The organism is Bradyrhizobium sp. 191, from assembly GCF_023100985.1.
GTDB lineage: Bacteria > Pseudomonadota > Alphaproteobacteria > Rhizobiales > Xanthobacteraceae > Bradyrhizobium > Bradyrhizobium diversitatis.
The window spans coordinates 4,777,603-4,799,508 of sequence record NZ_CP064692.1; the positions used below are offsets into that span (position 1 = coordinate 4,777,603).

Annotated in this window: 16 protein-coding genes; 10 read left to right on the forward strand and 6 right to left on the reverse strand. The window is 65.3% G+C overall.

Annotation, left to right across the window (positions count from 1 at the left end; all coding sequences use genetic code 11):
* Positions 1–127: 127 nt before the first annotated feature.
* Entirely contained in the window at positions 128–787 is a 660-nt protein-coding gene (locus IVB23_RS22205) for a hypothetical protein (protein ID WP_247800039.1), read from the reverse strand.
* Between the two features lie 266 nt (positions 788–1,053).
* A complete protein-coding gene (locus IVB23_RS22210; RefSeq protein ID WP_247800040.1) occupies positions 1,054–3,270 on the reverse strand; it encodes a penicillin-binding protein 1A in 2,217 nt (738 codons plus the stop codon).
* A 168-nt stretch (positions 3,271–3,438) separates the two neighbouring features.
* Between IVB23_RS22210 and IVB23_RS22215 the strand changes: the two genes are divergently transcribed.
* Positions 3,439–3,864 (forward strand): DUF1330 domain-containing protein, encoded by a 426-nt coding sequence (locus tag IVB23_RS22215; RefSeq protein ID WP_057198131.1) that lies wholly within the window; start codon positions 3,439–3,441, stop codon positions 3,862–3,864.
* Positions 3,865–3,996: 132 nt separating this feature from the next.
* Here the strand turns inward: IVB23_RS22215 and IVB23_RS22220 are convergent, their stop codons facing one another.
* On the reverse strand, positions 3,997–5,223 hold the full coding sequence (locus IVB23_RS22220; RefSeq protein ID WP_247800041.1) for an ABC transporter substrate-binding protein: 1,227 nt from the start codon (positions 5,221–5,223) through the stop codon (positions 3,997–3,999).
* A gap of 146 nt (positions 5,224–5,369) precedes the next feature.
* Positions 5,370–5,732 (reverse strand): DUF1304 domain-containing protein, encoded by a 363-nt coding sequence (locus IVB23_RS22225; RefSeq protein ID WP_247800042.1) that lies wholly within the window; start codon positions 5,730–5,732, stop codon positions 5,370–5,372.
* 96 nt (positions 5,733–5,828) lie between these two features.
* On the opposite strand from IVB23_RS22225, the gene IVB23_RS22230 reads away from it, so the two are divergent.
* Positions 5,829–6,359, forward strand: coding sequence for a methylated-DNA--[protein]-cysteine S-methyltransferase (locus IVB23_RS22230; RefSeq protein WP_247800043.1), 531 nt, complete (start codon positions 5,829–5,831; stop codon positions 6,357–6,359).
* A gap of 135 nt (positions 6,360–6,494) precedes the next feature.
* Here the strand turns inward: IVB23_RS22230 and IVB23_RS22235 are convergent, their stop codons facing one another.
* The gene (locus IVB23_RS22235) at positions 6,495–9,284 is read right to left on the reverse strand and encodes a [protein-PII] uridylyltransferase (protein ID WP_061879830.1); all 2,790 of its coding nucleotides are present in this window, start codon (positions 9,282–9,284) and stop codon (positions 6,495–6,497) included.
* A 247-nt stretch (positions 9,285–9,531) separates the two neighbouring features.
* Between IVB23_RS22235 and IVB23_RS22240 the strand changes: the two genes are divergently transcribed.
* From IVB23_RS22240 to IVB23_RS22250, 3 genes are all read left to right on the forward strand, one after another.
* A complete protein-coding gene (locus IVB23_RS22240; protein ID WP_247800044.1) occupies positions 9,532–10,041 on the forward strand; it encodes an OsmC family protein in 510 nt (169 codons plus the stop codon).
* Between the two features lie 170 nt (positions 10,042–10,211).
* Positions 10,212–11,015, forward strand: coding sequence for a hypothetical protein (locus tag IVB23_RS22245; protein ID WP_197965406.1), 804 nt, complete (start codon positions 10,212–10,214; stop codon positions 11,013–11,015).
* Positions 11,016–11,385: 370 nt separating this feature from the next.
* Positions 11,386–13,062 carry a PAS domain-containing methyl-accepting chemotaxis protein gene (locus IVB23_RS22250; RefSeq protein ID WP_247800045.1) on the forward strand — a complete coding sequence of 559 codons (1,677 nt, stop codon included), beginning with the start codon at positions 11,386–11,388 and terminating at the stop codon, positions 13,060–13,062.
* 94 nt (positions 13,063–13,156) lie between these two features.
* Here the strand turns inward: IVB23_RS22250 and mutS are convergent, their stop codons facing one another.
* Complete coding sequence (mutS, locus tag IVB23_RS22255; protein ID WP_247800046.1) at positions 13,157–15,895, reverse strand: DNA mismatch repair protein MutS; 2,739 nt, start codon at positions 15,893–15,895, stop codon at positions 13,157–13,159.
* A 319-nt stretch (positions 15,896–16,214) separates the two neighbouring features.
* On the opposite strand from mutS, the gene pcaF reads away from it, so the two are divergent.
* The 5 genes from pcaF (at position 16,215) to IVB23_RS22280 (ending at position 21,878) form a co-directional block, all read left to right on the forward strand.
* Positions 16,215–17,423, forward strand: a complete 1,209-nt coding sequence (gene pcaF, locus IVB23_RS22260; RefSeq protein WP_247800047.1) for a 3-oxoadipyl-CoA thiolase — start codon at positions 16,215–16,217, stop codon at positions 17,421–17,423.
* A gap of 187 nt (positions 17,424–17,610) precedes the next feature.
* Positions 17,611–18,504, forward strand: a complete 894-nt coding sequence (locus IVB23_RS22265) for a dioxygenase (RefSeq protein ID WP_247800048.1) — start codon at positions 17,611–17,613, stop codon at positions 18,502–18,504.
* A 119-nt stretch (positions 18,505–18,623) separates the two neighbouring features.
* Positions 18,624–19,325, forward strand: coding sequence for a protocatechuate 3,4-dioxygenase subunit beta (pcaH, locus tag IVB23_RS22270; RefSeq protein ID WP_247800049.1), 702 nt, complete (start codon positions 18,624–18,626; stop codon positions 19,323–19,325).
* Between the two features lies 1 nt (position 19,326).
* The gene (pcaG, locus tag IVB23_RS22275; protein WP_247800050.1) at positions 19,327–19,929 is read left to right on the forward strand and encodes a protocatechuate 3,4-dioxygenase subunit alpha; all 603 of its coding nucleotides are present in this window, start codon (positions 19,327–19,329) and stop codon (positions 19,927–19,929) included.
* 260 nt (positions 19,930–20,189) lie between these two features.
* Complete coding sequence (locus tag IVB23_RS22280) at positions 20,190–21,878, forward strand: methyl-accepting chemotaxis protein (protein ID WP_247800051.1); 1,689 nt, start codon at positions 20,190–20,192, stop codon at positions 21,876–21,878.
* Positions 21,879–21,906: the final 28 nt, after the last annotated feature.

Genomic DNA, 21,906 nt, shown 5'->3' on the forward strand with positions numbered 1-21,906 from the left:
GAGTCGCGAGACTCCCCCCTATCCCGATCGCTGAGACGGCTCTGATTGAATCAAGAAGCTGCGGCGTACTGGATTCCCCGCCTTCGCGGGGAATGACAGCGGAGAGCGGGGCGGCATCAAGCCATCGTCACGCCTTGAAATCCGCACTCGTTCCCGCCTGCGCGCGTGAGGCCAGATAGGCTGATTGCTGCTGCGCGCCAGCCGTCTGACCCTCCGCCACCATCGCCTGGAACGCCGCGTCGAGTTGCTCGCGACTATATGTCGTGGGCCTGCTCTCGCGCGGCGTCCATTGCGATTGCGTGATGGCCGTAGAGGCCTTCTCGACGGTGCCGCCAAGCAGCTCGGCATATCTGTCGGCCCGCCATTGCGCCAGGTCCGGCCCGCTCAAGCCGGGAGGATCTTCGAGCTTGCCGACCTTCGCCGCGGCCTGGTTGGTCATCACCGAGGACCCGCCATTGTACAACGTGGCCACCACCTTGCCGTCAACCTTGACCTGGGCGTAGGTGTTCTCCGGTGCGTTGTCTGCGGCGACCGGTTGCGTCGCACTCGCGTCGTGAGTCCTCAGCCAGTTCGTTGCCAGGAGGTCGCGCAGATGGGAATTGTCCGCCGCCGATATCACCTTGGCACCTGACAGCGGCTTGACCTGCGAGACGTCAATCCGGAAGCTGCTGGTCGCAGCCTCAGTCGCGTCCGGTACCACCGGTTGGAGACCCGATGCCGCATTCGACGCGGGAGTTGATGCGGGCCGAAGATGAGGCAACGCCGCACCGGATACATTTGAAATCATCGAACGCTCCCAGGTCCCTGCTCGACCTATGAGAGCAAATCCCGGGCCGAAGACGGCTGCTTGAAGAGATTGGTGTTTTTCCCATCAGCCATGCGTGGGTCGCGGTCGATCTTGCCGCGCTGGGCAGGAATTGCCGAAGTGATGAAGCGCGCGCTTCAGGCTCTGCGCTGCCTGCGCAAGCCGTTGATTTCATTATCCTCGGCTACTGTGCATGGGGTTGTTTTCGAGCGTTCTTGTTTCGAGGTCATCGAAACCTCGGGCAGAGCCTATCGATTCCCGCCAAACAGCCGGTCCATCAGCCAGCCATCCAGCCCCGCCGCCGCTTCCGGCCGCACATTGGCGCGCGTGGGAGGCGGCGGGCGATAGCCGCCGGCGTTCGCCGGTGCCGGTCCGGATGCTGCCGCTGTCGGTGGCGACACTTGCGAGGCCGCCTGGGCGAGGTTGGACAGGCCCCAGCCGCCTGGTGAGCTCGGCAGGTTTGCCACCGGCACGCCCTCATGCGCAGCCTTCATGAAGCGCGACCAGACTTCCACCGGTAGGCCGCCGCCGGTCGCCTTCTTGGTCGGCGAGTTGTCGTCGTTGCCGAGCCAGACACCGGTGACGAGGTTGGCGGTGTAGCCGATGAACCAGGCGTCGCGATAATCCTGGCTGGTGCCGGTCTTGCCGGCGGCCGGCCATCCGGGAATTTCGGCCTTCTTGGCGGTGCCTGATATCAACGTCTCCCGCATCATCGCGTTCATCATGCCGACATAGCGGGGCTCGATGACCTGGTTGCGCTCCTCCGGCTGGCGCATGTAGAGCAGCTTGCCGCTGAGCGTCCTGATCCGCGTCACGACATGCGGCGCCACCGCGAGGCCGCCATTGGCGAAGGGCGCATAGGCGCCGACCAGCTCGACCATGGAGACCTCGGAGGTGCCGAGCGCGATCGAGGCATTGGGTTCGAGCTTGGAGGAGATGCCGAGCCGGTGCGCGGTGCGCACCACGTTCTTCGGCCCGACCTCGAGGCCGAGGCGGATCGCGACCGTGTTGAGCGACATCGCCAGCGCCTGCGTCAGCGTCACCGCGCCGAAATATTCGTGGGTGTAGTTCTCGGGTCTCCAGCCCTTGACCTCGATCGGCGCGTCCTGGCGCATCGTGTCGGGCGTCAGGCCCTGTTCGAGCGCGGTGAGGTAAACGAACGGCTTGAACGAGGAGCCCGGCTGGCGCTTGGCGGTCACAGCCCGGTTGTACTGGCTGTCGGAATAGTTCCGCCCGCCGACCATGGCGCGCACCGCGCCGTCGGGCGTCATCGCCACCAGCGCGCCCTGGCTGACATTGAACTTCACGCTCTTGGCCGCGAGCTCGTCGATGATCGCGGCTTCCGCCACGCTCTGCAGTTTCGGATCGATCGTGGTCTCGACCTTGATGCTCTCGTCGATCTGGCCGACCAGGTCGTCCAGCACCTCGCCGATCCAGTCCGCGACGTAATTGACCGTGCCGGCGCCGGCCGGCTTCACGTTGTAGGAGGGATGGCCGATCGAGGCCTTGGCCTGCGCGTCGGTGATGAATTTCGCGTCCGCCATCGCCGCGAGCACGATCTGCGCGCGCGCTTCGGCGCCTTCCGGATTGCGGTTCGGCGCAAGGCGCGACGGCGACTTGACGAGGCCGGCCAGCATCGCGGCTTCGGCGATCGTGACGTTCTTCGCCGACTTGCCGAAATATTTCTGTGCGGCGGCTTCGACGCCGTAGGCGCCGGAGCCGAAATAGACGCGATTGAGATAGAGCTCCAGGATGTCGTCCTTGGAGTGCTTGCGCTCCAGCCAGATCGCGAGCTCTGCCTCCTGCAGCTTGCGCTGGATGGTGCGCTCCTGGGTCAGGAATAGGTTTTTCGCGAGCTGCTGCGTCAAGGTCGAGCCGCCCTGCGACACGCCGCGATGGAGCACGTTGGTGACGAGGGCTCGCAGGATGCCGACGGGATCGATGCCGAAATGCGAATAGAAGCGGCGGTCCTCGATGGCGATGAACGCCTTGGGCAGGTAGGGCGGCAGGTCCTTCAGCGCGACATTGGCGCCGGCCATCTCGCCGCGCTGCGCCAGCATGCTGCCGTCGATGCCGACGATCTGGATCGTCGGCGGCCGCTTGGGAATCTCCAGCGACTGGATCGGAGGCAGATGGGCGCCGACATAGACCACGACGGCGATCACGGCGATGGCGCCCCACAGGCTCAGCACCGCGCCCCAATAAACGAGGCGGCCGAGGCTGAAGCCGCCGCGCGACTTCGCGCGGCGCTTGGCGCCGCTGCGGCCGGCAGGTGCCTTCCGCTCGCGGGGTGGCTCGTCGCCGGCATCCTCGCTCTTGCGCTTGGCGGATGGTTTCGCAGATTTCTTCGGCTTGTCGTCGCCGCCGGGAACGCGGTCCGCAGCGGTCAGGCGCAGATCGGCGAGCGCCGCGGGCAAGCCGAACAGCGGCTCCTTCCGCGCACCCTTTTTCTTTCCCCACGCCATACGCAATACGCCCGGTCAGTCCGCCCCGCCGCACGCTAGCGGTCGCTGTTTAAGGCCCGGTTACCCTGTCGTTAACGCGTGATTAGGAGGTGGGGCATTCGCCCGCCGCAGTTCCGCTCCCCTGCCGCCGGGGCTAGGATCGTCTGCATAAATAAAGAGGGAGCTCGCATGGGCCACATCGATCCGACCAAGGAGATCTTCGCGCAGTTCCGGGAGAACGACCGCCCGGGCCCGATCCACATGCTCAATCTGGTGCGCCTGCGGAAGGAGGCGGCCTATCCGGACGGCCGCAAGGCGAGCGGCGCGGAAGCCTATGCGGCCTATGGCCGCGAAAGCGGCCCGGTGTTCGAGCGTCTCGGCGGCCGCATCGTCTGGCAGGGCAAGTTCGAGCTGATGCTGATCGGCCCGCAGGAGGAGCGCTGGGACCATTGCTTCATCGCCGAATATCCCAGCGTCGCGGCCTTCGTCGAGATGATCCGCGATCCCGTCTATCGCGAGGCGGTGAAGCACCGCCAGGCCGCGGTGGAGGATTCGCGGCTGATCCGGCACGCCGTGCTGCCGGTCGGAAAGAATTTTGGGGAGATACCGAAGTAGATTGTAGGGTGGGTTAGCGCAGCGGCGGCGCGAAGCGCGGTCCGCTGGGCGTAACCCACCTCTTCTCGTTCCCGTGTATCGGCAGAAGTGGTGGGTTACGCCTTCGGCTAACCCACCCTACGAGACCAGCGCCTAACCCGACGGGCCGGTGTCCTCGATGATCGGCCCGAACAGCTCCCAGCGTTCGCCGTTGAACTTCATCATCTGCATCTGCTTGTTGACGCGGTAGTCGTTCGGGCCGGTGTTGATCTTGATCCCGGGCAGCGCCAGGCTCGGCGTGTAGCCCTTGATGTTGGCGACCTGCTTCATGACGTTCTCGCGCGTCAGGTCGTTGCCGCATTGCTTCAAGACCTGCACCAGCAACTCGGCAACCGAATAGGCATAGGTGTTGATGGTGTTGAGCTTGTCGCCCTCCGGGAAATACTTGTCCATGAAGGCGAAGAAGGCCTTCACGCCCGGATCGTCCTTCCACTGGGGATCGCCCGGGTCCTTGCCGTAATTGGTCGAGATGATGCCCTTGGAGATGTCGAGGCCGGCCGGCTTCAGCGTTGCCGACACCGGGCTCGCATTGATGTCGAGGATGTGCACCGGCGTCCAGCCGAGATCGGCAAGCTTCTTGATCGCCTGCGCCGCGAATTTCGGCGTCGAGGCGTCGAAGAACAGATCAACCCCCATCGACTTCAGCTTGACCACCTGGGAATCGACGGTGGGGTCGGTGACCTCGTAGGAGACCTCGCCGACGATCATGCTGGCGGCCTTGTCGCCGAGGCCGCTCTTGAGGCCGGCAAGATAGTCGCGGCCCATATCGTCGTTCTGGTAGAGCACGCCGATCTTGGCGTTCGGATGCTCCTTGAGAATGTATTTGGCGTAGATCCGTCCCTCGGACACGTAGTTGGGATTGTAGGCGATGGTCCAGGGGTAGTTCTGCGGATCGTTGAAGCGGGCGGCGCCGGTGGAGGCGAGCAGCTGTGGCACCTTCTTGCCGTTCAGGTATTTCTGCACGGCGGCGTTGGCGGCCGTGCCGATCAGCTGGAAGGTGAAGAGCACTTCGTCGCCCTCGACGAGCTTGCGCACCTGCTCCACCGTCTTCGGCGGCGAATAGGCGTCGTCATATTGGATCAGGTTGATCTTGCGGCCGTTGATGCCGCCTTGATCGTTGATCATCTTGAAGTACGCGGCCTGGGTCTTGCCGATATTGGCGTAGACCGAATAGGCACCGGAGAACGGCACGGTCTGGCCGATCTTGATCTCGGTGTCGGTTGCGCCGGTGTCGTATTTCTTCTGGGCGAGGGCCTGGCTGGTCGAGACTGCGACGGCAAACGCCGCCGTGGCCGTTATGAAGGCTCTTCGATTGTTCATGTTGGTTCGTTCCTCCTGACGGAATTTTCGGCCGATGGTCTTTCTCCGTTGATTGCAACGGTCGCCATCGCTGCCGAAGATTGTGGAGGAAGCCTCGCCGCGGCGCAAGGATCGCCGCGCTGCGCCGTAGCGTCTCAGGCCAGAAACTAAGCCAAGAACAACGCAACCAGCGCGACCGCCGCCGGCAGCGCCTGCACCATCAGAATCCGCGTGCTGACGGTCGCCGCGCCATAGACGCCGGCTACGATCACGCAAAGCAGGAAGAACGCCTTGATCTGGAGCGCAAAGGCGGGATTGCCGTGCAGGAGGCCCCAGAGCAGGCCGGCAGCGAGGAAGCCGTTATAGAGGCCCTGATTGGCGGCCAGCACTTTCGTGATCTCGGCCTTCTCCGGCGTATTCCGAAACACTTTGAGGCCCAGCGGCCTGTCCCAGAGAAACATCTCCAGGATCAGGAAGAAAACGTGCAGTGCCGCGACCAGCGCCACCAGCACATTGGCGATCAGGATCAAGGTCAGCTCCCCCCCAAAAGCGTCAGCTTTCGGGTGGACGTTAGCACGGCCGGCATGGCAAGTGCGATGGGTGTGTTTCGATTGCCTGGTGCCGCGATGCCTGTTCGATCAATCAAGACGCCTGAACGCTTCGGTCTCGATCGCCTGACGACGCCGATCGGGATTGCGCTGCTCGTGACCGATGTCGACGGCGCGCTACGCGCGCTCGACTGGGAGGATTACGAGCATCGCATGCGCGGACTGTTGCGCCTGCATTACGGTGCCGTGGATCTGAGCAACCAGCCTGCGCCCGCGGATATGCGGACGGCGCTGTCCGGCTATTTCGAAGGCGAGCTCGGCCAGCTCTCGGCCATCGCTTGGCGCATCGCCGGCACGCCGTTCCAACAGAAGGTCTGGACCGCGCTTGCGCAAATCCCGGCGGGTACCACGCTGAGCTACGGCGCGCTCGCCGCAAGGATCGGCATGCCCCAGGCTATTCGTGCGGTTGGCCATGCCAATGGCTCCAATCCGATCAGCGTGGTGCTGCCCTGTCACCGGCTGATCGGCGCGGATGGCTCGCTGGTGAAGTACGGCGGCGGACTGGAGCGCAAGCGCTGGCTGCTGCGGCATGAGGGGGTGGAGGTGTGAAAGGCTAACGCGCCAATCTCTCCCCGTTGTCATTCCGGGGCGCGCGAAGCGCGAACCCAGAATCTCGAGATTCTCAGGTGCGCAAGTGCGCACCAGAGTTCGATGCTGCGCATCGCCCCGGAATGACGGCGAGAGTCACGCCGCCGGCTGCACCGCCTTGTCGCCGGCCATGACATGGGTCAGCGCGCTCTTGATTGCAGCCTGCCGCGTCGGCGCATTGATCTGCGCGCCCAGGAGGTCGGTGACGTAGAACACGTCGCGCGCGCGCTCGCCGAAGGTCGCGACATGGGCCGAGGCGATGTTGAGATTGAGCTTGGAGATGGCCGTGGTCAGCTCGTAGAGCAGGCCGGGCCGGTCGAGGCCCGAGACCTCGATCACGGTGTAACGGTCGGACCACTGGTTGTTGATGGTCACTTCCGGCTCGATCACGAACGGCTTCGCCTTGCTGCGTACGGTGCGCCGCGCCACGGCTTCGGGCAGGCGCAGCTTGCCCTCCAGCACGTCTTCGATCATCTCGCCGATGCGCGTGGCGCGCCGACCCTCGTCCTCGTCGCGGTCGTATTCCCGGGAGATCGAGATCGTGTCGAGCGCGCGGCCGTCGGTCGTGGTGTAGATCTGGGCATCGACGATGTTGGCGCCGGCCGAGGCACAGGCGCCCGCGATGATCGACAGCAGCCAGGGATGGTCGGCGGCAAAGATCGTCAGCTCGGTGACGCCGCGCACCTCGTCGAAGCCGACATTGATCGCCAGCTTGTGGCCGGCCTGCTCGCTGGAGCGGACGAAGCGGGCGTGGCGGATCTTGCGCGGCAGCTCGACCTTGAGCCAGTAGGCGGGATAGTGCCGGGCGATATAGGCGTCGAGCTCGTCCTTCGGCCATTCGGCGAAGGCCATGCGGAATTCGGCGTGGGCGGCCGCAAGACGTTTTCCCCGGTCGACCTCCGAGAATCCGCCCGTGAGCACCGGTTCCGTCTCATAGTATAGAGAGCGCAAGAGCTGCGCCTTCCAGCCGTTCCACACGCCCGGGCCGACGCCGCGGATGTCGGCCGTGGTCAGGATGGTCAAGAGCTTCATCTGCTCGACCGACTGCACCACGGCGGCGAAATTCTCGATGGTCTTGCGATCCGAGAGGTCGCGCGACTGCGCGACCGTGGACATCGTCAGATGCTCCTCGATCAGCCACGCCACGAGCTCGGTGTCGGCAGGGCTGAAGCCGAGCCGCGGGCACAGCCGTCGGGCGACCTTCGCGCCGGCGATCGAGTGATCCTCGGGCCTGCCCTTGGCGACGTCGTGCAGCAATGTCGCGATGTAGATCACCGCGCGGTGCTCGGGCCGGCTCTTGCGCATGAGATCGCTGGCGAGGGCGAACTCCTCGTTGCCGCCGCGCTCGATGTCCTGGAGGAAGCCGATGCAGCGGATCAGGTGCTCGTCGACGGTGTAGTGATGATACATATTGAACTGCATCATCGAGACGATCTTGCCGAAGGCGCGGATGAAGTGGCCGAGCACGCCGGTCTCGTTCATCCGCCGCAGCACGATCTCCGCGTTGTCGGAGGTCAGGATCTCCATGAACAGCCGGTTGGCCTCGGGATTTTCGCGCAAGCCCGCGTTGATCAGGCCGAGCGAGCGCGTCACGTCGCGCATCGCATCCGGGTGGAAAGCGAGGTTGTTCTTCTGCGCGAGGCGGAAGATGCGGATCAGGTTGACCGGATCGTGCTTGAAGACATCAGGCGCGGCGACGTTGATGCGGTTGTTGTCGACGATGAAGTCGTCGCTGTCAGGGACGCGCCGCCTCGCCGCGGTCGGTCGCAAGCGGGCCATCATCCGGCTCAGCACCGGGGCAGGCTTGGCCTGCTGGTCCTCGAGCTTGGCGCAGAGGATGGCGGTGAGGTTGCCGACTTCCTTGGCGACCAGGAAGTAGTGCTTCATGAAGCGCTCGACGTCCTGCATGCCGGGATGCGAGGTATAGCCGAGCCGGATCGCGATCTCGCGCTGGAGGTCGAAGGACAGGCGCTCCTCGGCGCGGCCAGAGTAGAAATGCAGATTGCAGCGCACCGACCAGAGGAAATCGGCGCAGCGGCGGAAGCTGCGATATTCCTGCGCGTCGAACACGCCGCGCGCGACCAGCTCGTGGGTATCGCGCACCCGGTAGACGTATTTGGCGATCCAGAACAGCGTGTGCAGGTCGCGCAAGGCTCCCTTGCCGTCCTTGACGTTGGGCTCGACAAGATAGCGCGACTGGCCGCCGCGGCGGTGCCGCTCCTCGCGCTCGGCGAGCTTGGCGGTGACGAATTCCGACGCGGTGCCCTGCACGACTTCCTTGTCGAAGCGCTCGACCAGCTCCTCATAGAGCGGCTTGTCGCCGGTGAGGAAGCGCGTCTCCAGGATCGCAGTGCGGATCGTCATGTCGCCACGCGCCTGCCGGATCGATTCGTCGACCGAACGGGTGGCGTGGCCGACCTTCAGCCCCATGTCCCAGAGGCAATAGAGGATCGCCTCGGCGACCTGCTCGCCCCAGGCGGTCTGCTTGTAGGGCAGGATGAAGAGCAGATCGATGTCCGATTCCGGCGCCATCAGGCCGCGGCCATAGCCGCCCGTGGCCACGACCGCCATGCGCTCGGCGCCGCTCGGGATCGGCGAGCGGTAGAGATGGCGCGTCGCCGCCGAATACAGGATGCGGATGATCTCGTCCTGCACGTGGCACAGCCGCTCGGCGCAGCGCCGGCCGTGGCGGTCCTTCAAGAGGATAGCCTGCGCGGCGGCGCGCGCCGCGATAAGTTCCGCCTTGAGCAATTGCGCCATCGCCGTGCGGAACGCGTCCTCGCGTCCCTGATACTGTTCGGCAAGCGCATCGACCGCGGCGGTGATCCGCGTGGTGTCGAAACGATCGTCCACCCCGGCCTTCTGCTCAGTCGCGATGCTGTCCATGTCCCTCCGGATATAAGAGGTGACAGGCGCTGTCACGAGACATTCGCAAGCCAGCGACCGATGAGTTCGGTCATGCAGATCGGACAGTCTGCGGCGCTGCTCGTGATTCAAGCGTAACATCATGAAAATACGTTTGTTTTTGGCTCGATCCCGGTCGCTCATGGCAGATCCCATCAATCATGAGCTGACACGAAACCGGCCGCCTTCTATACCGCTCCTGAGGAACGACATGCCGGGAGAGAACAAGATGGACGCTGTCCAACTGCGCGAGATGCAAGCCCCGATCAAAGAGCGCTACAAGACCGATCCCAAGGCCGCGCTGATCACGCTGAAGGCCAAGGGCTCCACCGACGGCGAAGGCATTGCTTGCAAGGTCGAGACCGGCCGTGCCATCGCGATGGCCGGCCTGCATCCGGGCACTGGCGGTTCCGGCCTCGAGCTTTGCTCCGGCGACATGCTGCTCGAAGCCCTGGTCGCCTGTGCCGGCGTCACGCTGAAGTCCGTCGCGACTGCGATCGAGGTGCCGCTCAAGACCGGCAACGTCTACGCCGAGGGCGATCTCGACTTCCGCGGCACGCTCGGCATCGACAAGGAAGCTCCGGTCGGCTTCGCCGAGATCCGCCTGCGCTTCGAGGTCGACACCGACGCGCCTCAGGACAAGCTCGATCTCCTGCTCAAGCTCACCGAGCGCTATTGCGTGGTCTATCAGACCATCAAGAACGGCCCGAAGGTCTCGGTGTCGATGCAGCGGATGTAAGGCGAAGGCCGCTACTCCACAATCGGTGTCGTCCCGGCGAACAGCAGGGACCCAGAATCCCTAGCGCCGATTGTATCGCCGAACTGTCCACTAAAACTGCTTAACACAGCGAAGCCTGTGAGTATGGGTCCCGGATCTGCGCTGCGCTTGTCCGGGACGACAAAACAAAAATGTCCCTCGACCTCCACTTCATCCTCTTCCTGCTCCTGCGCATGGCGATCGCGGCGGCGTTCGTGGTATCGGCGTCGATCATCACCGAACGCGCGGGGCCTGTGATCGGCGCGCTGGTCGCGACCCTGCCGGTATCGGCCGGTCCATCCTACGTCTTCCTCGCGATCGATCATGACGCCGCCTTCATCGCGCAGGGTGCGCTGGCGAGCCTGCCGGTCAATGCGGCGACGATTTTCATGTGTCTCACCTATGTCGTGCTGTCGCAGCGGCACAATCTCGTAGTGAGTTGTGGAAGCGCAGTCGCGGTCTGGATCGTGCTGGCATCGATCATCCGCCGGTTCGACTGGTCGCTCGCCGCGGGGCTTGCCGCCAACCTGATCGCATTCGGCATCTGCATTCCGCTCCTGGCGGGCTATCGCCATGTGAAAATGCCTTTGGTGACGCGCCGCTGGTACGACGTGCCGATGCGGGCTCTGCTGGTTGCGACTCTCGTCGCCATCGTGGTCTCGACGTCAGGATGGGTCGGCCCGCGGATCAGCGGTATCATCGCGCTGTTTCCGGTCGTGTTCACCAGCATGATGGTGATCCTGCACCCGCGCATCGGCGGCCCGCCGACGGCCGCGGTGCTTGCCAACTCCGCCTGGGGATTGCTCGGCTTCGGGATGGCGATCGCCATCATGCACATTGCGGTGGCGCAATTCGGATCGGCGACTGGTCTTTCTGTTGCGCTTGCAAGCTGCGTGCTGTGGAACTTGACGCTGTGGCAGCGTGGACGCGTCATGCGGAAGGCGCGGTCTCCGTGAGACTACGGAGCGGAGCGTCATCGCGCCGCGCAAACGCCGGGCCAGAAATGTCCAGCACAGCGCGGGTACGCACAAGCCATTGATCGAGATGCGTCATTTCAAATCGCAGCCGCGATTACCGTTGGTCTTCGATGCGCACAGAATCGCTCTGGCTCCAGCCGATTTCCGACAGGTCTATTAGAACTTTCTTCGCGCTTTTCATCTACGAATAAACCAGCGTACCCGCGTCCGTTGCCGTGAGCGCGAACTCGTCCGAGCTGCATCCGAGTGCGGGGACGCGCGGGAATTGTCGATTTGAATACGGCTGTGCCGCTGCAACTGTTGTTTCCCCTACGAGCCGTCCACGCTATTTCGAGATGGAGATTCCTTGATGTTCGGTCGCAAGTCCCACAGTGATGCACAGGCACGACTCGACGCCATCGGCCGTTCGCAGGCCATGATCGAATTCAATCTCGATGGCTCGATCGTCACGGCGAACAAGAACTTTCTCGACGCCCTCGGCTATCGGCTCGACGAGATTCAGGGCAAGCATCACTCCATGTTCGTGCCGGCCGACCAGCGCGAGTCCGCCGAGTACAAGGCGTTCTGGGCTGCATTGAACCGTGGCGAGTATCAGGCGCGCGAGTTCAAGCGGATCGCGAAGGACGGCCGCGAGGTCTGGATCGAAGCCTCCTACAATCCAGTGCTCGACGGCAACGGCAAGGCGGTGATGGTCGCCAAGATTGCGACCGACATCACTGCGAAGAAGATCCGGAGCATGACGGATGCGTCGAAGATCGCCGCCATCAGCCGCGCTCAGGCCGTCATCGAATTCAAGCTCGACGGCACCGTCGTCACGGCCAACGAGAACTTCTGCAAGACGCTCGGCTACTCGCTGGCGGAGATCGAGGGCAAGCATCACAGCCTGTTCGTGGCGGAGGCCGAACGCAACAGCTCGGCCTATCGCGAATTCTGGGCCGCTCTCAATCGCGGCGACTATCAGGCCGGCGAGTTCAAGCGGATCGCCAAGGGCGGCCGCGAGGTCTGGATTCTCGCCTCCTACAATCCGCTGCTCGACGAGACCGGCAAGCCGTACGGGGTCGTCAAGTTCGCAACCGACGTGACCGCGGAGAAGCTGAAGAACGCCGATCTCGCCGGTCAGATCGCCGCCATCGACAAGGCGCAGGCCGTGATCGAGTTCAACATGGACGGCACGATCATCACCGCCAACGCCAACTTCCTCGGCGCGCTCGGCTATTCGCTGGCCGAGATCAAGGGCCAGCATCACAGCATGTTCGTCGATCCCAGCGAGCGCGATGGCGCCGGCTATCGCGAGTTCTGGGCCGCGCTCAATCGCGGCGAATACCAGGCGGCCGAATACAAGCGCATCGGCAAGGGCGGCAAGGAGGTCTACATCCAGGCCTCCTACAATCCGATCCTCGATCTCAACGGCAAGCCGTTCAAGGTAGTGAAATACGCCACCGACACCACGAGACAGGTGCTGGTCCGCATGGGCAATGAGCGCGTCCGCGGCATGATGGAATCGGTCGCCGCCGGCTCGGAGGAGCTCAATGCTTCGGTGCGGGAAATCTCCGAGGCGATGACCAAATCCCGCGAAACCGCGATGAGCGCGGTCGATCAGGTCTCCTCCGCCGACGCGCAGGCCCAGCGCCTCACCGAAGCTGCGCAGGCGATGAGCGGCATCGTCGAGATGATCAACAACATCACCGGGCAGATCAACCTGCTCGCGCTCAACGCCACGATCGAGTCGGCCCGCGCCGGCGAGGCTGGCCGCGGCTTCGCGGTGGTCGCCTCCGAGGTCAAGAGCCTCGCCAACCAAGCCAAGCAGGCAACCGACAAGATCGGCGAGGAGATCGGCAGCCTCAACAGCATTTCCGGCGACGTCGTCAGCGCGCTCGGTTCGATCAAGCAGGCGATCAACAATGTCAGCGAGTACGTTACCTCGACGGCCGCGGCGATCGAGGAGCAGAGCACCGTGACGAACGAGATGTCGACCAGCATGCAGCGCGCGGCGGCAGAAGCGGCGGCGATCGCGTCGCGGGCGTAGGCTATCCAGCCTGCATTTGTAGCCCGCATGAGCGCAGCGATATGCGGGACATACGTCCCCGGATGTCGCTTCGCTCATCCGGGCTACGATACCACTATTGCTTCGGCAGCCTGGCCTTCAACGCATAGAGCGCGTCCAGCGCTTCGCGCGGCGACATCTCGTCAGGGTGCAGCGCTTTGACCGCCTCCATCAGCAACTCGGCCTCGCTTGGCGGCGCGGCTTCCGCGGCGGCGCGCGACGGCACGGCGAACAGCGGCAGGTCGTCCACCAAGGCTCGCGCGGTCTGGCCGCGGTCCTGCGCCTCCAGCTTGGAGAGCACGGATTTGGCGCGTGTGATCACCGCCGGCGGCAGGCCGGCGAGTTTCGCCACCTGGATGCCGTAGGAGCGGTCGGCCGAGCCCGGCAGCACCTCGTGCAGGAACACGACGTTGCCCTGCCACTCCTTCACCCGCACCGTCGCATTGAACATCCGCGGTAGCTTGGCCGAGAGTGCGGTCAGCTCGTGATAATGCGTCGCGAACAGCGTCCGGCAGCGATTGCTCTCGTGCAGATGCTCGATCGCGGCCCAGGCGATCGAGAGGCCGTCGAAGGTCGCGGTGCCACGCCCGATCTCGTCGAGAATCACCAGAGCGCGCTCGCCGGCCTGGTTCAGGATCGCCGCGGTCTCGACCATCTCCACCATGAAGGTGGAGCGGCCTCGGGCCAGATCGTCGGCGGCGCCGACGCGCGAGAACAGGCGGTCGACGATGCCGATCCGCGCGCGCGTGGCCGGCACGAAGCTGCCGATCTGCGCCATCAGCGCGATCAGCGCATTCTGGCGCAGGAAGGTCGATTTACCCGCCATGTTCGGGCCGGTCAGCAGCCAGAGCTGGCCGGACTTCTGCGCTGGCGCAGGTGACAGGTCGCAGGCATTGGCGATGAACGGCTCGCCGTTGCGCTTCAGGGCCTGCTCCACCACGGGATGGCGTCCGGCCTCGATCGCAAAGCTGAGCGAGCCATCGACCTCGGGCCACACATAGTTCTCGTCGACCGCGAGCTTGGCCAGCGACGTCGCGACGTCCAGCAGCGCAAAACCTTGTGCCGCGGCGCGCAGATCGTCGCTGATCTCGAGCGCTTTCGCACAGAGCCGCTCGAAGATCTCGAGCTCGAGCCCGAGCGCGCGGTCGCCGGCATTGGCGATCTTGGCTTCGATCTCGCCGAGCTCGGAGGTGGTGAAGCGCACCTGTCCCGCCAGCGTCTGGCGATGGATGAAGGTGGCGTTCAGGGGCGGCGACATCAGCTTGTCGCCGTGCTGGGCCGTGACCTCGACGAAATAGCCGAGCACGTTGTTGTGCCGGATCTTCAGAGCCTTGACGCCGGTGTCGTCGGCGTAGCGCGCCTGCATCGAGGCCACCACGAGGCGTGAGGCGTCGCGCAGGTTCCGCGCCTCGTCGAGGGCGGGCTCAAAGCCGGGACGAACGAACCCGCCGTCGCGCTTGATCAGGGGCAGCTGCTCGTCGAGCGCACGGGCAAATTCGGATGCGAGTTCGCGCGACGGCCTTTGCAGCGCCGCCATCACCGCCGTGATCTCCTGCGGCGCCCCATCCAGTTCGGAGAGCCGCGTCAGCACCTGGTCGGCGGCGATGACGCCGTCGCGGATGCCGGCGAGGTCGCGCGGTCCGCCGCGGCCGACCGAGAGCCGAGCCAATGCGCGCGACATGTCGGGTGCGCCGCGCAAAATGCTGCGAATGTCCTCGCGCGCCGTGGAATCGGCAACGAAGGCGCTGACCGCGTCGAGCCGGCGGGCGATCGCCGGCGCGTCGGTCAGCGGCGCCGCCAGGCGCTGCGCCAGCAGACGCGAACCCGCCGAGGTGACCGTGCAATCGATCGCGTCGAGCAGCGAGCCGCGGCGTTCGCCGGCCAGCGTCCGCGTCAGCTCGAGATTGGCGCGGGTGGCCGGGTCGATTGCCATGGTCGCGCCGGAAGCCTCGCGCGCGGGCGGCGACAGCGGCGGATGCTTGCCGACCTGGGTGCGGTCGACATAGGTGACTGCCGCGGCCGCGGCGGTGGCCTCCAGGCGCGTGAGCTGGGAGAGCCCGTCCATGGTCGCGACGGCGAAGTAGTCGCACAGCCGCTTCTCGGCGGTCGCGCCGTCGAACACGTCGCGGGTCAGCGGCGTCACCGCCGGCAGCTCGCGCAGGGTCTGTCCGAGCTCGCTGTCGTTGTAGAGCGCGTCGGTGACGATCGCCTCGTTCGGATTGATGCGCGCCAGCGTCGCGGGGAGCTCGCCGCCCGAAACTTCGGTGACCATGAATTCGGCGGTCGAGATGTCGATCCAGGCAAGGCCGAAGCGGTCGCCGCCGGCGGAGGAGCGGGCGCGCGCGATCGCCAGCAGGTAATTATTGGCACGCGCGTCGAGCAGCGTGTCCTCGGTCAGCGTGCCCGGCGTCACCAGCCGTACCACGCCGCGGCGCACAACGCTCTTGTTGCCGCGCGCCTTGGCCGCAGCGGGATCCTCGGTCTGCTCGCAGACCGCGACGCGGTGGCCGGCCGAGATCAGACGATGCAGATAGTCCTCGGAGCGCTCGACCGGCACGCCGCACATCGGGATATCCGCGCCCTGGTGCTTGCCACGCTTGGTCAGGACGATGCCGAGCGTTTTCGAGGCGATCTCCGCGTCCTCGAAGAACAGCTCGTAGAAGTCGCCCATCCGGTAGAACAGCAGGAGGCCCTGATGCGCCGCCTTGATCTCGAGGTACTGTTCCATCATCGGCGTGACGCGCGCGGCGGCTTCGGCCTGCGGCGCGGGCGTGTCCCCGGGGGGCGGGACAGGTATCGGCTGTTGCATCGTCATGGGCGGCGCAACCTACAAAATTTCGCCTCCTGCTCCTATCGCTTTGGCCCGGGAGGGGAGGTTTTTCCACGTTGTCCGCAGTGCGAAAGCGGTCGCCACATTCTCCGCTGTCATTCCGGGATGCGCCGTCAGGCGCAGGCCCGGAATCCATCGGGCCGCACGTCACGCCGACAAATGGATTCCGGGTGCGCGCCAAATGGCGCGCCCCGGAATGACGTCTGACCCGCGAAACCGTCAATTGACCTGCCGCGGGCGCCCTCCTAAAACTCCGCCGACATTGAAGAATTTGGCCGGACCGCGGCATTCAGGGAGAACAACGATGCGTGACGTCTTTATCTGCGATGCCGTACGGACCCCGATTGGCCGTTTTGGAGGCTCGCTCGCCAAGGTGCGCGCCGACGATCTGGCCGCCGCCCCCATCAAGGCGCTGATGGCAAAGCACCCCAATCTCGACTGGGCGCAGGTGGACGAAGTGTTCTTCGGTTGCGCCAACCAGGCCGGCGAGGACAACCGCAATGTCGCGCGCATGGCGCTGCTGCTGGCGGGCCTGCCGGATTCGGTTCCCGGCCAGACCCTGAACCGGCTCTGCGCCTCGGGCCTTGATGCAGTCGGCGCCGCGGGCCGCGCCATCCGCGCCGGCGAGGTCGAGCTCGCCATCGCCGGCGGCGTCGAATCGATGACGCGCGCACCCTTCGTGATGGGCAAGGCGCAGGAAGCCTTCTCGCGTTCGGCCGAGATCTTCGACACCACCATCGGCTGGCGCTTCATCAATCCGCTGCTCAAAGCGCAGTACGGCGTCGATGCCATGCCCGAGACTGGCGAGAACGTCGCCGAGGAATTCCAGGTTTCGCGCGCGGACCAGGACGCCTTTGCCATCCGCTCGCAGCAGCGTGCGGGTGCGGCGATCGCGGCAGGCTATTTCGCCGAGGAGATCACGCCGATCACCATTCCCGGCGGCAAGGCCGGCCCCATCACGGTCGACAAGGACGAGCATCCGCGTCCCGAGACCACGCTGGAAGGTCTCGCCAAGCTGAAGCCAATCGTGCGCAATCCCGGCACGGTGACGGCCGGCAACGCCTCCGGTGTCAATGACGGCGCCGCCGCCATGATCCTGGCCTCGGAAGCCGCGGTGAAAAAGCATGGCCTGACACCACGGGCCCGCATCCTCGGGCTCGCCTCGGCCGGCGTGCCGCCGCGCATCATGGGCATCGGCCCGGTGCCGGCCACCCGCAAGCTGATGGAACGCCTCGGCAAGAAGATCAGCGATTTCGACCTGATCGAGCTGAATGAAGCCTTCGCCTCGCAGGGCATCGCCTGCCTGCGCCAGCTCGGCGTCAAGGACGATGCCGATTTCGTCAATCCGCATGGCGGCGCCATCGCCCTCGGCCATCCGCTCGGCATGAGCGGCGCGCGCCTCGCCCTCACCGCCGTCCACGGCATGGAGAAGCGCGGCGGCAAGCTGGCGCTGGCCACCATGTGCGTCGGCGTCGGCCAGGGTGTGGCCGTCGCGATCGAGAAACTGAACTGACGGGACGCGTAGCGTCCTGTTATCCCGGGACTCGGTGCCCAGCACTCGTCATGCCCGGGCTTGTCCCGGGCATCCACGTTTTTGGTGCTGTGAGAAGATCGTGGATGGCCGGGCATAGGCGAGCGGAAGCGACGCCGTCCTTCGGACGGCTACGCCCGGCCATGACGAAAGGTGAGAGGGCCGTCTGATGATCATCGAGCGCGAGCAGGACGTCACGGCCGCGGCGCTGGCGGTGATGGAGCGGACAACCGATCCGCGGCTGCGCCAGATCATGGTCTCCCTGGTCAAGCACCTGCACGGCTTCGTGCGCGACGTCCGCCTGACCGAGAAGGAGTTTCGCGATGCCACCGCGGTCATCGCCGAGCTCGGCAAGCTGACGACCGACACGCATAATGAAGTCGTGCTGATGGCGGGCTCGCTCGGCGTCTCGCCGCTGGTGTGCCTGCTCAACAATGGCGATCAGGGCAATACCGAAACCGATCAGTCGCTGCTTGGGCCGTTCTGGCGGCTGAACTCGCCGCGCGTGGAGAACGGTGGCTCCATCGTCCGTTCCGAGACGCCGGGCGCGCCGCTGTTCGTGAGCGCCCGTGTCGTCGACAAGGACGGCCGTCCCGTCGCCGGCGCCGAGATCGATGTCTGGCATGCCTCGCCGGTCGGCCTCTACGAGAACCAGGACCCCGAGCAGGCCGACATGAACCTGCGTGGCAAGTTCACGACCGACGCGGATGGGCGCTTCTCGTTTCGTTCGGTGATGATGGTCGGTTATCCCATTCCGACCAATGGCGTGGTCGGCCGCCTGCTCGAGGCGCAGAGCCGGCATCCCTACCGGCCCGCGCATCTGCACGCCCTGATCTTCAAGCCCGGGTTCAAGGTGCTGATCTCGCAGGTCTACGATCCCGCCGACCCGCATATCGACAGCGACGTGCAGTTCGGGGTGACGCAGGCGCTGATCGGCAAGTTCCAGCGCCACGACACGCCGCATCCCACCGCACGTGATGTTGCGGCGCCCTGGTACTCGCTCGACCACACCTATCGTCTGGAGGCGGGGGAGGCCGTGTTGCCGCGTCCGCCGATCAAATAGCGCGATCCTGCCGGGCGCGGGACGCCCGCCAAACCGGCTTCCCTAGATTAGTTATATTCTATAATGATCGGCGGAAGCGTTGACCGGCCAGACCGAAATGGCCGGGGAGGAGTTCGCCCATGACATTCATCTATCCCGTCAACAGCAACAAGGCGCATCCGCTGCCGCTGTCGCCCGAGTACAAGAGCTCGATCAAGCGCGCGCCGAACAAGCCCTTGATCCCGATGCGCCACACCCTGTCGGAACTGACAGGCCCGGTCTACGGCCATGAGACCGTGCGCGAGGGCGACAGCGATCTCACCACCCAGCACAGTGGCGAGCCGATCGGCGAGCGCATCATCGTCCACGGCCATGTGCGCGACGAGGACGGCCGCGGCGTGCCGAACTCGCTGGTCGAGATCTGGCAGGCCAATTCCTGCGGCCGCTACGTCCATGTCCGCGACCAGCATCCGGCGCCGCTCGATCCGAACTTTACGGGCGCCGGCCGCACCGTGAGCGATGCGTCCGGTTACTACCGCTTCGTCACCATCAAGCCGGGCGCCTATCCCTGGGGCAATCATCACAATGCGTGGCGGCCGGCGCACATCCATCTGTCGGTGTTCGGCCATTCCTTCGTGACGCGCCTGGTGACGCAGATGTACTTCCCGAACGATCCGCTGTTTCCGTTCGACCCGATCTTCAACTCGGTGCCGGACGAGAGGGCGCGGGCGCGGATGGTTTCCTCGTTCGATCTCGAGAACACAAAGCCCGAATGGGCGCTGTGCTACCGCTTTGACATCGTGCTGCGCGGCAAGAACGCTACGCCTATGGAGAACCACTAAAGTGCAAGAGTCTGTGAAGCCTGACGGTATCACCCCATCGCAGACCGTCGGTCCGTTCTTCAAATACGGCCTGACGCCGACCGGCGAATACGCCTGGAACGACGCGTTCACCAACTCGACGCTGACCCCCGACGTCACGGGGGACCGCATCCGTATCGAAGGCCGCGTGTTCGACGGCGACGGCGTCGCCGTACCGGACTGCATGCTGGAGATCTGGCAGCCGGATGGGCAGGGACGCTTCGCCGACCCGCAGGACAAGCGTGCGCTGCCGAATGCGAGTTTCCGCGGCTTTGCCCGCTGCGGCACCGACAAGGACGGCAACTACGCCTTCGACACCATCAAGCCGGGCGTGGTGCCGGATCCCGACGGCAAGCCGCAGGCGCCGCACATCCTGCTTGCGGTGTTCGGCCGCGGCATGCTGCGGCATCTCTACACCCGCATCTATTTCAGCGACGAGGCCGGCAACGCGGCCGATCCCGTGCTGGCGCTGGTGCCGGCTGACCGCCGCGCCACGCTGACCGCGGTGCGCGAGGGCGGCAAGGCAGTTTACCGGCTCGACCTGCACCTCCAGGGCGACGACGAGACAGTGTTCTTCGAGGTCTGAGCGAAATGTGCCGACGGCGCCAGGTCGTCGGCACCACGTTTCCTATCCAGCGCAACCGCGGTCGGCGTCGCCTTGCATCCGGCCTGATCGTCTCCATGCCCGCCTGTGCGTCAGTCCCGCTGACCCAAATCCGATTGATCGACGCTCAATTCCCGTAGCGTGTCGGAGCCTTTCTTTCGGAGACTTTCCGCAGGGCAATCCCGCATTTACCATATTGATCTAGGCTCCTCGCGGTTTCAGCGCGCGTCCTGGATTATTTCATGAAGATTCGTCTGTCATTGTCGGCCGCGATCATCGCTTTCGGGATCGTCCTTGCCATCGGCTTTGCTGCGGTTGTTTCCACCAGCCTCTATGCGCTGCGCGAGCTCAAGGTCGGCGGCCCGCTCTATTCCGACATCAAGCTCGGCAACGACCTCATCGCCGACATCCTGCCGCCGCCGGAATACGTCATCGAAGCCTATCTCGAGGCGACGCTGGCCATGCGCGAGCCGGACCAGCTGGCCGCCCACGGCGAGCGCCTGGTCCAGCTCCGCAAGGATTACGACGAGCGCAAGGCGTTCTGGGTCTCCTCCAGCCTCTCGGCCGACCTCAAGACCGCACTGGTGTCGAAGTCCGATGCCGAGGTGCAGAAATTCTGGAAGGCGTCCGAACAGCTCCTGCCGGCCCTCAAGGCCAAGGATGCGGCGGCTTCCGAGCGCGCCTACGCGCAGCTCAAGGATGCCTATACCGCGCATCGCGCCGTCATCGACAGCATCGTCGAGAACGCCAACAGGCAGAATGCGGCCATGGAGAAGCTGGCCGCGGACCGCGACAGCTCCATGCTCTATATTCTCCTCGGCGTCTCCGCCGCCGTCCTGGCCTTCATTGCCGCGGGGCTGCTCGGCGTTGCCTTGGGCGTGGTGCGTCCGATCGTGCGCATGACGGATACGATGCAGAAGCTCGCGACCGGCGATCTCGCCGCCGACATCCCGTTCGCGCACCGCCAGGACGAGGTCGGCTCGATGGCGGGCGCGCTTCTCGTGTTCAAGCAGGCGGCGGTCGAGAATTCCCGTCTGCGCGAGGAGCAGTTGCGGCAGGAGCAGGAGGCGGCGCTTGCCAAGCGCTCCGCCCTGCACCAGATGGCCGAAACCGTCGAGCGCGAGACCGGCCGCTCGGTCGACACCGCGACCGTGGCGACGCAAGGCGTCGAGCAGGCCGCCTCCGGCCTGTCCGAGATCGCGAAGTCGCTCTCTGCGCAGTCGCAGGCGGTCGCGGCGGCCTCCACACAGGCCCTCGGCAGCTCGCAGGCCGTCTCGGCCGCAGCCGAAGAATTGAGCGCCTCGATCCGCGAGATCGCAAGCCAGGTCGCGCGCACCAGCACCGTCACCAAATCGGCGGTCGCCGGCCGCGAGCAGGCCCGTTCGACCATCCAGGCGCTGGCCGGGTCGGTGAAGAAGATCGCCGAGGTCTCCGACCTGATCGGCGGCATCGCGGGCCAGACCAACCTCCTCGCGCTCAACGCGACGATCGAGGCGGCGCGCGCCGGCGAAGCCGGCCGCGGCTTCGCGGTGGTCGCCGCCGAAGTGAAATCCCTGTCCGACCAGACCGCCAAATCCACCGAGGAGATCGGGCGGCTGATTGCGGAGATTCAGGCCTCGACGCAGGCCGCGGTCGATTCCGTCGAGGCCATGGGGGGCCACATCGTCGAGATCGACGGCGTGGCGACCTCAGTCGCCGCCGCGATGGAAGAGCAGGATGCCGCGACGCGGGAGATCTCGCGGTCGATTTCCGAATCGGCCGCCGCGGCGAAGGAGGTCTCGGCCAAGATCGGCGATGTCAGCCGCGACGCCGCCTCCGTCAACCAGCGCGCCGCGGACGTCAGGCAGGCGATCGCCGGGATGGCGGCCAATCTCGAACAGCTGCGGTCGGTCGTGGTGCGAACCGTGCGCGACTCGACGGCGGCAGCTTGAGCCTGGCATCAGCTCCGCCGCTGGTGCC

What these genes read in the sequence shown, in the direction of transcription:
- IVB23_RS22205 (WP_247800039.1), bottom strand. Translation starts at nt 787, where the DNA reads ATGATTTCAAATGTATCCGGTGCGGCGTTGCCTCATCTTCGGCCCGCA.
- IVB23_RS22210 (WP_247800040.1), bottom strand. Translation starts at nt 3,270, where the DNA reads ATGGCGTGGGGAAAGAAAAAGGGTGCGCGGAAGGAGCCGCTGTTCGGC.
- IVB23_RS22215 (WP_057198131.1), top strand. Translation starts at nt 3,439, where the DNA reads ATGGGCCACATCGATCCGACCAAGGAGATCTTCGCGCAGTTCCGGGAG.
- IVB23_RS22220 (WP_247800041.1), bottom strand. Translation starts at nt 5,223, where the DNA reads ATGAACAATCGAAGAGCCTTCATAACGGCCACGGCGGCGTTTGCCGTC.
- IVB23_RS22230 (WP_247800043.1), top strand. Translation starts at nt 5,829, where the DNA reads ATGCCTGTTCGATCAATCAAGACGCCTGAACGCTTCGGTCTCGATCGC.
- IVB23_RS22235 (WP_061879830.1), bottom strand. Translation starts at nt 9,284, where the DNA reads ATGGACAGCATCGCGACTGAGCAGAAGGCCGGGGTGGACGATCGTTTC.
- IVB23_RS22240 (WP_247800044.1), top strand. Translation starts at nt 9,532, where the DNA reads ATGGACGCTGTCCAACTGCGCGAGATGCAAGCCCCGATCAAAGAGCGC.
- IVB23_RS22245 (WP_197965406.1), top strand. Translation starts at nt 10,212, where the DNA reads ATGTCCCTCGACCTCCACTTCATCCTCTTCCTGCTCCTGCGCATGGCG.
- IVB23_RS22250 (WP_247800045.1), top strand. Translation starts at nt 11,386, where the DNA reads ATGTTCGGTCGCAAGTCCCACAGTGATGCACAGGCACGACTCGACGCC.
- mutS (WP_247800046.1), bottom strand. Translation starts at nt 15,895, where the DNA reads ATGACGATGCAACAGCCGATACCTGTCCCGCCCCCCGGGGACACGCCC.
- pcaF (WP_247800047.1), top strand. Translation starts at nt 16,215, where the DNA reads ATGCGTGACGTCTTTATCTGCGATGCCGTACGGACCCCGATTGGCCGT.
- IVB23_RS22265 (WP_247800048.1), top strand. Translation starts at nt 17,611, where the DNA reads ATGATCATCGAGCGCGAGCAGGACGTCACGGCCGCGGCGCTGGCGGTG.
- pcaH (WP_247800049.1), top strand. Translation starts at nt 18,624, where the DNA reads ATGACATTCATCTATCCCGTCAACAGCAACAAGGCGCATCCGCTGCCG.
- IVB23_RS22280 (WP_247800051.1), top strand. Translation starts at nt 20,190, where the DNA reads ATGAAGATTCGTCTGTCATTGTCGGCCGCGATCATCGCTTTCGGGATC.